The following is a 10,770-nucleotide window of genomic DNA, read 5'->3' on the forward strand; positions in this document are numbered from 1 at the left end:
TCAAAACATGAAAAAAATAGCACTTTTTGCCCTGTTGGCAGCTTTATGTTCAGGATTTTTTATCGATTACAACAAACACTTCGAGATTGCGAAAAACCTTGAAATATTTGCCAACGTTTACAAAGAAATCAATGCACATTACGTCGATGAAACCGATCCGGCAAAGTTAATGAAATCAGGGATTGATGCCATGTTGCATCAACTCGATCCATTTACCAATTACATCAGCGAGGTTCAGATTGAAAATTTCAGATTGGTGCACGAGGGCAAATACAATGGATTGGGTGTACGCGCCAAAAAAATTGGAGACTATGTGACCATTACCGAGGTATACAAGAATTATCCGGGAGACCAGGCCGGTTTAAAAGTTGGTGATCAGGTCATCGCAGTAAATGGGCTGGAAGGAAAAGGTAAAGACAGCGAGGATCTTTTTCAAATCCTGAGGGGCATACCCAAGAGTGAAGTTGAACTTACGATTAAAAGACCCGGACAGCAAGAATTCATGAATTTGAAATTGGTAAGAGATGAAGTCAACATCCCAAACGTGCCTTATTCAGGAAAAGTAAATGACAGCATCGGTTATATATTGCTTACTACGTTTACGGATAATGCCGGTAAAAATGTGCGCGATGCCTTTAAAAAACTGAAATCCGAAAATCCGAATTTAAAAGGTGTCATATTGGATCTGAGAGATAATGGAGGCGGATTGCTGCACGAAGCCGTAGAGGTCTGTAATGTATTTATACCGCAGGGGCAGCTGGTATCTACTACCCGAAGTAAGTTTAAGGAAAAAGACCAGGCCTACCATACCCGACAAATGCCTGAAGATCCAGTGATCCCCCTGGTCACTTTGATCAATGGAAGATCTGCATCGGCTTCAGAAATAGTGAGCGGAACCTTTCAGGATCTCGACAGGGGTGTAATTGTTGGCCAGATCAGCTATGGTAAAGGATTGGTTCAAAACACCAAGGAGGTTGGTTATAATGCTAAGGTCAAATTGACCATTGCGAAATACTATATTCCTTCGGGAAGGTGTATCCAAAGTGTGAAGTACGAAAATGGTGAACCTGTCCATTTGCCGGATTCCCTGAGGGTTCCATTTAAAACGAGAAATGGCCGGACCGTTTATGACGGAGGCGGTGTCAAACCCGATTTGGAGGTGACAGATGCCAACTACCCGGAAGTCGTACAAAAGATACTGGACCATGACTTTATATTCAATTTTGTAACAGAAATGCAATTGAGTTCCGCAGCATTGGAAGATTTAAAAAAGTTCCAATTTGAAGATTTTCAAAGTTTTAAGCTCTATTTGAGGAAAAATGGCTTCAAAAATGACAACGAATTTCAAAAGAAACTGGACGAATTGGGAAAACTGGCAGGAAAGGATCCATTTAAAGCTTATGAGAAATCCATAGATCAACTGAAAACCCAGGCCGAAACCAGCCAATGGGTTGAAATAGAAAGTCATAAGGAGCTGATTAACAATCTTATAGAAGAAGAAATTGTTGGCAGGGCCGCCTATCGCGAAGCCATAATTCAAAAGCGTATGGATCACGATCCGGTTGTTTTAGCTGCACTCAACGTATTAAGGGACCAGAAAAAATATCAATCCTTACTTTCAAAACCTTGATGAATGGAACCTACTATTCTGCACATTGAAACCTCGGGTCGTTTGTGCAGCCTCCTTTTATCAAAAGGGATTGAGCCCATTGCACAACTCGATGACGATAGCGGCGATCATCAGTCGGTAATTGCAATAAATATTAAAAAAATATTAATAGATAATGGCGTTAAAATAAATGAATTAGATGCATTATCAGCAAATATTGGCCCGGGATCTTATACCTCGCTCAGGGTTGGACTTATGATGGCTAAAGGGCTCGCCCACCTGAACAATAAGCCCTTAATTGCAAAAACCAGCCTTGAGCTACTTGCAGCTGAGAGTATCCGGGTTCACCCTGTAAGAAGGATCCATATTCCTTTGATCGATGCCAGAAGAGAAGATGTTTATTATGCTGTCTACGATAGCCACATGACTGAATTAGCAGGACCACAATTTGCCAGCCTTAATGCCGATTGGTTCAGGAGTATGGGATTTGCCCCCGAAGAATGCGTGATCTCGGGTAGCGGGAGTTTGAAATGGAAAAACTATTTGTCTGATTATCAAGTTAATGAGTCGGATATTTTGCTTACATCGCGATTGCTGCTTCTGCCTTCTCTGGCTGCTTTCAGGCAAACTGATTTTGTTTCCCCGGCAGAATTGTTGCCTTTGTATCTCACAGATCCTAACATTACCATTCCTAAAAAAAAACTATAAGTTCTTGAACTTAAAGGGAATTGGAAGCATTCATATATATAAGATCTACTCATATTTATTAACACCCTGAAGAAAATCTGAGTAAAAATCATTTTCGGCACAGTTTATGCTACCATCCTAACATATTGCGAAACAACTAAAAACTGTGACATGAGGAATAAAAAGAACGAAACGATTACTCTCAAAAAAGGACCTAAAGAAGTTCAATTAGATTATTCTGATCTGAGGAGGGCTGTATTGGTACTTCGGGCAGTCAATCACAAGCTTCGCCAGCGCGTGATCGATTTGTTGGAAGAACACGATACCATGACTGTCACAGATATCTATATTAAACTTCGTTTAGAGCAGTCGGTTGCTTCACAGCATCTGGCCATCCTGAGAAGAGCGGGAGTTGTCGCAACAGAAAGGCAGGGAAAGTTCATTTATTATTCCCTGGATCGCGATCGTCTTAACCAGATTTCAAAGCTGGTGGAAGACCTTGCGGGCTAAGCCAAAAACCATCCATCTGATCAGGCAATATACACACTGCAACGTATCTAACTGATTATCTATACTTTAATAAATAAAAAAAATATTTAATATTTATTTGCAATTCTGAAAAATCTTCTCATCTTTGTTCCGTTAAGGTCAACTACGAAATCAAAATAAGAACTCTCGATGAAGAAGATTAAAATTTCTTTTAATCCTGTACAGCTCGACTATTCATGTGAGCTGATGAGGGCCCTCGCCCACCCATTAAGACTTAAGATCCTCGAATTTATTGACAAGAGTGGCTCTGTAAATGTCAACAAGATTTATTCAAATCTGAAGATTGAGCAAAGCGTCACTTCACAACATTTGAGCATTTTGCGTTTAACAGGCGTCATCGCCACTGAAAAAGTTGGAAAATTTGTTTTCTGCAGTATCAATTACCCCTGTCTTGAGAAAGCTGAAATAGCTGTCAATCGCTTTTTGGGGAAAGCTTAATAAGCTGTATTTCAGATTTTTAAAAAAATCCGGATCAAATAATTGTTCCGGGTCAAATGAGCTCAGGCATTTACTTCCGGGTCTTGATTTGATGGTTTGGAATTTGCACCCTGATTTATGGTTCGATACAAGAGCAGAAACAGGCAGATCCCGCAAAAAATCGATGAATCGGCTACATTAAAAACGGGTCGGAAGAATTCAAATTCCTCTCCTCCCCATATAGGCAGCCATTCAGGAAAATTTCCATTGAACATAGGAAAGTATAACATGTCGACCACTTTCCCCATGAGAAATGGAGCATAACCTCCATCTGCCGGAAACATCACAGCCAGGCCCCCGTGGTAAGGCGATGCAGAAAAAAGCATACCATAAAAAAGCGAATCGATGATGTTGCCCAATGCACCGGCAAGAATTAACGAAAAGGAGACTACCACCCACTTATTTTCCCGCGAATCGATCATTCGGTATAGCAAATAAAATAGAAATCCCACTGCAATGATCCGAAATAAGCTCAGAAACAACTTGCCTTTGGCACCACCAAAGCTTAATCCGAATGCCATTCCCTCGTTTTCTACAAAATGAATCCTGGCCCAATCCAATCCAAAAATCAGGAATTCATCTCCATGTTCCATGTGGGTTTTGATCCAGATTTTAGAACTTTGGTCAATGATCAGAATGAATAAAATCGTCAAGGCAGACAATAAGTAGTAATTTCTCTTTTGCATAAGTCTGCAAATTTAACCACGCGGAACAGATTCAACCGAAAGCATTTTCCGGTGTTTCTTCTTCATGACCAGATTTCGAAGCATTGAATTTATACTGAGTCCACCCAGTCCTCATATGGTTGGCGATGGGTTCCGGGTACACCACTTTTTTCCGGGAAATGCCCCATTCGACATGCAGCGCTTGAGCCCGTTTCTAATGCTGGATTACAATGCCCCTTTCAGCTTTCCTCCTTCCCACATACCAAAAGGGGTCGATGTCCACCCGCATAAAGGGTTTGAAACTGTGAGTATTGTATTTAAAGGATCCATTGCGCATCACGACAGCTCCGGAAATTCCGGGGTTATCGGAGAGGGAGAAGTCCAGTGGATGACTGCCGGAAGCGGAATTCTGCACAAAGAATATCACGAAGAAAGTTTCAGCAGCTCAGGGGGTTTGTTTCACATGGCACAATTGTGGGTAAATTTACCTGCAGCATTTAAATCGCATGCTCCCCGGTATCAGGAGATCAGCCGGGCCATGATCCTGACCAAATCCATTGAAAAGGGAAAAGTCGAATGTATTGCAGGAGAATTTCAAAATGATACTGGTCCGGCGCAGACTTTTTCTCCGGTGATTTTATTTGTTGCAGAACTCGATGCAGGCGGAATATTTGAACATTCTTTTCCCGAACATTTTAATGCGGCTTGTCTTCAGGTCGAAGGAAGCGGAACTTGGAATAGGAATTCGCCGACACCCGAACATCATTTGGTGGTTTTTTCAAATGATGGAAACAGCGTCAGTTTTGAAGCAAAACAACCCAGTAAATTATTATTTATGGCAGGCGAACCCCTTAACGAACCCATTGCATCCTATGGCCCCTTTGTAATGAATACACAAGCAGAAATCCGCGAGGCGCTCGAAGATTACAGAGCAGGGAAGTTTGGTCGGTTGGAGTAATTGAATAAACAAGCCGTAAGGCGTGGGGCGTGAGGCTTAAGGCTTAAGGCGTAAGGCGTGGGGCTTAAGGCGTAAGGCTTAAGACTTAAGAAATAAGGCGTAAGGCTTAAGGCTTAAGAAATAAGGCGTGAGGCATAAGGCTTAAGGCGTATGGCGTAAGGCGTAAGATAAAATTTCTAAAAAAGGGAATACTTTCTAATTTAGAAACTAACATTTGTTAGTACCTGTTGGCTACCTATTCTTGCCTTGAGGAACAATACGACTACTTAAAAGTGAAAATAAATTAACCTCCAATTGAAATTTTGCAAATAACGATTACTCAAGCGCTGACTTTGTTTCTGGAAATGATAATGCAACTCTAAAAAATCATGCTTTAAAATACCATTTCTAAAATTTCACTTTCATTTTAATGCATTTTTACGAATCTTCCTTGACTTACAGATACATTGTTTTTGCGAATTACGTAGAAATACATACCAGACGGCAAATCGTCCAAATTCAGATGAATCCCAGTGCCCAATAATTTTTTCGAATAAAATGACAAACCATTCAGATCGTAAATAGAAAGTTGACACCACGTAGATCCCGGGGATTCGTTGCTCAGAAGTTGCAGAGTGTTTGAAGTTTGATCAAAATAACTATTGAACTGGTCCGATAAAGGATTTTCGCTATCCACAATAATTACACCATCTTTAATTTTGTATTCAATACAGGCATCATTCACTTTATATTCCACAAATGAGCTTCCATTGGTATAAATTACCTCCCTGGGCATTGATTCGCAAAAAATGCCAAATGAAGGCATCAAACAAATAAAATGATCTGTTGGTTGAATTTCGCTGTACTCAATTGTTAAGAATCGTTGACCTTTCTTGAGTTGAACGTTTTTGTTAGAATTAGAATTCCATGCCATTAAAACTTTTCTTGGACAAATTTCGTTAAAATTTTTACGAAATAAATTATCCAACACATCAGAGTACAAAGTATCAAATGTAACCTGATCTGAGTTATGATTCACACCAAATTGCATCCCAATGACCTGGTAATCCTCTAGAGGGACAAAATCGCAATAGATCTTTTGATTTTCAAACCTTAATTCAAACTGAATTTGAAATTCCTGAATTTGCGCAAAAGATTTTTGCAACAATATAATCAGCATTAAAATTGGTATTATTATTTTTCTCATAAAATTGGATTTAATATGTTTCTAATCATGAAATTCATTAATTTCTGTTTCATTCAAAACACTAGAAATTTTCCCACCCCAATTGACTTTCCTTTGCTGTATATTTTATATACATAGATGCCTGTATTCAGGTGTTGAAGCGCAAAGGAACCCTCAAAATCAATATCATCCATGGAAATTACTCTATTCCCATGCATATCGAAAATATCCAGAGCTGGAAAATCAAATTTCGATATTTGACTAAGCTTGTATTTTAATTGTTTAGAATAGGGATCAAAATATACATTGTTAACATTCTGGTCAACTGGGTTGTTTCCTACAATAATTACACCATCTTTAATTTTATATTCAACACAGGCATCAGAAAAAATGGAATACGCTTTTAAACCATTATTTTCTACATAAATAACTTCTCTAACCATGGTCGTACAGGTATATTCTTTCGATGGCATAATACAAATAAAATGATTTGTCGGACTCAGTTCTTCGTACTCCAGAGTCATCAAAATATCGCCTTTATTAACAATAAGATTTTCGTTTAAATTCTCATTTATATATAATATTCTAACATTATTCGGACATATCTGATTGAATTTAAACTTGTCGCCTTTCAGAACATTAGAAGTTAGTGTTTTAAAAGCTACTTGATCCGAATTGTGGTGAATTCCAAATTGCAAAGTAGCCAATTTGTAATCCTCCTTTGGAATAACATCACAATAAACTTTCTGATTTTCAAATCGCAGTTTGAACTCCAAACTAAAATCATTCGATTGACTCCATATCAAAGTTGATACGAAGAGCAGAATAAAGATGGGCAAGGTTTTCATATGTGAATATTTTAGCTCCCAAAGTTAATAAAATAATAAGATGGATACAAATCATCACAAGAAAATTTGAATTCCGGTAAGGTTTATTCCATAAAATTTGGTTTAACTTTAGGCTTTGTAACAAATCTATGTTCTCGCGAATTTGGGTCATTTACCTGGTAATAACTTTTAATTTTCCGAATTGTGCTGGCCAGTTCCTGGTTCCTATTGAATACCTTTCATTAAACTCGAAAGCAAGCTGTTGTTGCGGCCAATTCACAGAGATCTTTTTCCCAAACCTCGATTTTGAGACCGGGCCATTACCAGGACCCGGGACCTTTTTTACTTATGGCACCGGGACCAATTTTGGGGGCTGGACTGTAACTCAGGGCACCATTGACCACTGCGATGCATTGGTTGGCAATCTTGGACTGGGCAATCCTAACGGCGCCACCTATTTTATTGATTTGCACGGCTCCCCCGGTTTAGGAGGTATTTCTTATGATTTGTTTGGTCTGACCCCTGGAAATCAATATCGCGTAGAATTCTGGACAGCTCAAAATGGCGGCGGCTTTTCATCTACCGGTTACCTGAAAATTGCAGGAGGAAGCTGGCTCAATGTCAACTGGACAGTATCTGTTTCCGGGTCCGTATCCTGGCGAAAAGAAATGTATGAATTTACGGCACAGGCTGCGAATGCCACCATGGAGTTCAGCAGTTCCGGCCCGATGGTCTTTGCGGGAACTTTGGTAGATGATATTAAAATTTTTGAATGCCCGGGGGATATGGAACCCCCTGAGGTTTTGAATCTTCCTGTCGATCTCACCGTTGAATGCGATAACCAGGTGCCTGCTCCACCCCGATTACAACTTAGTGATAATTGTGATCCCAATCCTTCCATTCTGCTCAAAGAAACGAAAGTGACCATTGATCCTTGCACAAAAATGATCACACGAGAATGGACCATTAAAGATGTTTGCGACAATGAAGTAAAGATTCAGCAACTTATTGATATTATCGATCAAACGCCCCCTGAATTCACCAAATTACCACAGGATAAAATTGTAAAATGCGAACAGGATGTAAACAAAGAATTTACTGACTGGATCAAGAAAAATGGCAATGCCACTGCCCGCGATGATTGCGGACCTGTGAGTTGGCGCAGTAGTTACGATCGCGATCCGCATAAATATTGCGATACCATACTGACAGAATTTATTGCCATCAGTCCGTGTGGATTGGAAAGTATTGAATTTGCAACATTTTACGTAATCGATACAACAGCTCCTCAATTTACCACCGCTGCACAAAACAAAAATCTCATTTGCGTTGCCGGAGCCAAAGACTCCTTAAAAATGTGGATCGATTCATTTGCATTTGCGAAAACATCAGGCAACTGCGATACCGTCCTGTTGTCGCACAACTTCAACGGTGACTTCAATCAGAACCCTGTCCGACTCACGGTTTATGCCAAAGACCGCTGCGGCAACATCGACAGCAGTTCAGCCGTGTTTACTTACCGCACGGGAAGCGATACGTTCAGAATCAAAGAATATTCCTGTTCGTTTGCACAGAATTCTACAGACACCTCTGTTTTTACTTCCCATGGTTGCGACAGCATCGTCATTTCTGAAAAAATTAAATTGTTTTCTGATTCTGTTTACATTCAAAATTTTACCTGCGATACATTCTCTTCCGGGTTTGACACGTTGTTCCTAACAAATGTTAGTGGTTGCGACAGCCTCGTTTTTATGGACACCGAACTCAAACCAAAATCCATTATTTCCATTGACCTTTACGATTGTTCCTTTAGTACCATGCGTACAGATACTTCCGTGTTCCAGGGCCAGTACTGCGATTCTACAGTCTACACGCATTACATCCCCCTTCGAAAAGACACCACCGTTTTGCAACTCTTTACCTGCGACTCTTCCAAAGCAGGACAACAGACCATCGTTCTTCAAAACATATTTGGTTGCGACAGCACCGTGATCAGCAATACCCTTCTGAGTACCGTTCAAACCAGCATGCAGACTTTATTTGAGTGTGGATTATCGGTGGGCTATACAGATACTCTGGTCTTTCAGGCAGGCCTGTGCGACAGTTTGGTGATCAGACAGCATGTTCCCCGTCCGCTGGACACCCTCCGGCTGTTTAATCAAACCTGCGATCCCCTTCTATCGGGTGTGTTTAATTTTCATTTTTTCAATCGTTTTGGTTGTGACAGTCTGGTCATCGAAACGATCGATCTTTTGCCTTCCGATTCGCTGATTCTTTTGAGTTCAACATGCAATTTATCACAGGCCGGATTTTTTAAAGACAGTCTTCTAAACCGTTTCGGTTGCGACAGCATCGTCAGACGGGTTGTACAGTTTATTCCTTCCGACACAACGGTGATACAGGCATTTACCTGTGATCCTTTGTCGGTTCGCAACGACACCTTGGTTTATCAGACATCCACTTGCGACAGTGTCGTTTTTAGGTCGATTAAACTTTCTGCATCAGACACCGTAAGCATTCAATTCTCAACTTGTGATTTTTCGCAAGCAGGATTTGATACCTTGCGTTTGTTGAATATTTCCGGTTGCGATAGTTTGGTTTTTGTTCAAACTCAATTTGTTCCTTCAGACACTATTTATTCAAAAGTATTTGTTTGTAATCCGCTGTTTGAAGGAATGCAAACATTCCTGCTCAAAAATCAAGAAGGATGTGATTCAATAATTTATCATTCCAGTATTTTTCAGGCCATTGATTTGTTTTGGAAAATAGATTCCATTAATTGTCATGGCGCGAATGATGGCGTATTCTATTTATTAAATTCAAATGATTTTAGAGAACCCATTGAATATATTATGAATGGGAAAATTCAATCCGGGCTTCAATCTATCCCTAATTTATCACCTGGTGCATATCAAGTATATCTTAAAGATCGACGTGGTTGTATTTCTGATACGGTAGAATTTGAATTATTCGATCCTTCGCCACTCATCACCGATTTAGGTGCGGATCAAACGGTAAAAAAAGGAAGTCCCGTAAATGTAAAATTGATCTCCAATAAAAATCTTCAGCAAATTATCTGGCAGCCCAATCATCCGGCTTCCTGTTTCAATTGCAGTGATTTTGATTTTGTGGCGGATCGGGATCTTTGGATTTATGCACTGGGTATTGATGAACGCGGTTGCAACAGTCTGGACTCGGTTTTCATTCAGGTTCAACGCGCCGGAAATGCTTATGTACCCAATGTATTCTCTCCCAATGGCGACAACATCAACGATTATTTTTATGTGCAGGGTGAGCCCGGTACCATCGTCGAACTCATGCAGATTTACGACCGATGGGGAGAACTGATTTTTGAAACTAAAAATATTCCCGTCAACGAGCCAAATCTGGGTTGGGACGGAAACTATAAGGGGGATAAAATGAATCCCGGAGTGTTTTTATTTGTTGTCAAGATCCTTTTTGAATCGGGCAACAGCCAGATTTTGAAAGGCGACATGAGCTTAATTCGATAGAGGAAAAGCCCGCATTTTCAGTTCATCCCAATTGTAAAATTGAATTCAAAATTATCGACCTCAATTTTGGAATAAAGCGGCTACAATTTGAATTGAAGCCCCCTATTCTGGGTTCAGATGTATATTTTTCATCAGATATTTTGTGGATCTGCCTGTAAATTATACTTTTGCAGTCCCTTAGCCAAAAATGTTGGTTTAAGGCAAAAGTTCATTGAGGAAATTGCCAGAAAGGAAAGGTAAGATTTAAACAATTCTGGAGAGAAAGCCAGTAGATCAAAAGTCAATAGACTGAAGATACAGTACTATGGAGAGTTTGATCCT

Annotated in this window: 9 protein-coding genes and 1 rRNA gene (1 of these 10 running past the window's edge); 7 read left to right on the top strand and 3 right to left on the bottom strand. The window is 40.0% G+C overall.

Going from position 1 to position 10,770, the window contains the following annotated elements; all coding sequences use genetic code 11:
* Positions 1-7 precede the first annotated feature (7 nt).
* The 4 genes from IPM34_12525 (at position 8) to IPM34_12540 (ending at position 3,283) form a co-directional block, all read left to right on the top strand.
* A complete protein-coding gene (locus IPM34_12525) occupies positions 8-1,630 on the top strand; it encodes a S41 family peptidase (GenBank protein MBK8956362.1) in 1,623 nt (540 codons plus the stop codon).
* Positions 1,631-1,633: 3 nt separating this feature from the next.
* A complete protein-coding gene (gene tsaB / locus IPM34_12530; GenBank protein MBK8956363.1) occupies positions 1,634-2,317 on the top strand; it encodes a tRNA (adenosine(37)-N6)-threonylcarbamoyltransferase complex dimerization subunit type 1 TsaB in 684 nt (227 codons plus the stop codon).
* A gap of 150 nt (positions 2,318-2,467) precedes the next feature.
* Positions 2,468-2,806 carry a helix-turn-helix transcriptional regulator gene (locus IPM34_12535; protein MBK8956364.1) on the top strand — a complete coding sequence of 113 codons (339 nt, stop codon included), beginning with the start codon at positions 2,468-2,470 and terminating at the stop codon, positions 2,804-2,806.
* Between the two features lie 168 nt (positions 2,807-2,974).
* On the top strand, positions 2,975-3,283 hold the full coding sequence (locus IPM34_12540; protein MBK8956365.1) for a helix-turn-helix transcriptional regulator: 309 nt from the start codon (positions 2,975-2,977) through the stop codon (positions 3,281-3,283).
* 62 nt (positions 3,284-3,345) lie between these two features.
* Here the strand turns inward: IPM34_12540 and IPM34_12545 are convergent, their stop codons facing one another.
* Positions 3,346-4,008 carry a lipoprotein signal peptidase gene (locus IPM34_12545; GenBank protein MBK8956366.1) on the bottom strand — a complete coding sequence of 221 codons (663 nt, stop codon included), beginning with the start codon at positions 4,006-4,008 and terminating at the stop codon, positions 3,346-3,348.
* A gap of 64 nt (positions 4,009-4,072) precedes the next feature.
* Here IPM34_12545 and IPM34_12550 point away from each other — a divergent pair, with 64 nt between their 5' ends.
* On the top strand, positions 4,073-4,945 hold the full coding sequence (locus IPM34_12550) for a pirin family protein (GenBank protein ID MBK8956367.1): 873 nt from the start codon (positions 4,073-4,075) through the stop codon (positions 4,943-4,945).
* A 406-nt stretch (positions 4,946-5,351) separates the two neighbouring features.
* On the opposite strand, the gene IPM34_12555 is transcribed toward IPM34_12550, so the two are convergent.
* Both IPM34_12555 and IPM34_12560 read right to left on the bottom strand, forming a co-directional pair.
* Positions 5,352-6,131, bottom strand: coding sequence for a T9SS type A sorting domain-containing protein (locus tag IPM34_12555; protein MBK8956368.1), 780 nt, complete (start codon positions 6,129-6,131; stop codon positions 5,352-5,354).
* A 53-nt stretch (positions 6,132-6,184) separates the two neighbouring features.
* The gene (locus tag IPM34_12560; protein ID MBK8956369.1) at positions 6,185-6,958 is read right to left on the bottom strand and encodes a T9SS type A sorting domain-containing protein; all 774 of its coding nucleotides are present in this window, start codon (positions 6,956-6,958) and stop codon (positions 6,185-6,187) included.
* A gap of 128 nt (positions 6,959-7,086) precedes the next feature.
* Here IPM34_12560 and IPM34_12565 point away from each other — a divergent pair, with 128 nt between their 5' ends.
* Positions 7,087-10,449 (top strand): gliding motility-associated C-terminal domain-containing protein, encoded by a 3,363-nt coding sequence (locus IPM34_12565; protein MBK8956370.1) that lies wholly within the window; start codon positions 7,087-7,089, stop codon positions 10,447-10,449.
* Positions 10,450-10,750: 301 nt separating this feature from the next.
* Positions 10,751-10,770, top strand: a 16S ribosomal RNA gene (locus IPM34_12570); it runs 1,520 nt beyond the window's last position.

Source organism: Saprospiraceae bacterium (assembly GCA_016716185.1).
In the GTDB taxonomy this organism is placed as follows: Bacteria; Bacteroidota; Bacteroidia; order Chitinophagales; family Saprospiraceae; genus Vicinibacter.

Bases quoted from the DNA above. Each gene is read 5' to 3' on its own strand.
- IPM34_12525 (MBK8956362.1), top strand. From the start codon at position 8: ATGAAAAAAATAGCACTTTTTGCCCTGTTGGCAGCTTTATGTTCAGGA.
- tsaB (MBK8956363.1), top strand. From the start codon at position 1,634: ATGGAACCTACTATTCTGCACATTGAAACCTCGGGTCGTTTGTGCAGC.
- IPM34_12535 (MBK8956364.1), top strand. From the start codon at position 2,468: ATGAGGAATAAAAAGAACGAAACGATTACTCTCAAAAAAGGACCTAAA.
- IPM34_12540 (MBK8956365.1), top strand. From the start codon at position 2,975: ATGAAGAAGATTAAAATTTCTTTTAATCCTGTACAGCTCGACTATTCA.
- IPM34_12545 (MBK8956366.1), bottom strand. From the start codon at position 4,008: ATGCAAAAGAGAAATTACTACTTATTGTCTGCCTTGACGATTTTATTC.
- IPM34_12550 (MBK8956367.1), top strand. From the start codon at position 4,073: ATGACCAGATTTCGAAGCATTGAATTTATACTGAGTCCACCCAGTCCT.
- IPM34_12555 (MBK8956368.1), bottom strand. From the start codon at position 6,131: ATGAGAAAAATAATAATACCAATTTTAATGCTGATTATATTGTTGCAA.
- IPM34_12560 (MBK8956369.1), bottom strand. From the start codon at position 6,958: ATGAAAACCTTGCCCATCTTTATTCTGCTCTTCGTATCAACTTTGATA.
- IPM34_12565 (MBK8956370.1), top strand. From the start codon at position 7,087: ATGTTCTCGCGAATTTGGGTCATTTACCTGGTAATAACTTTTAATTTT.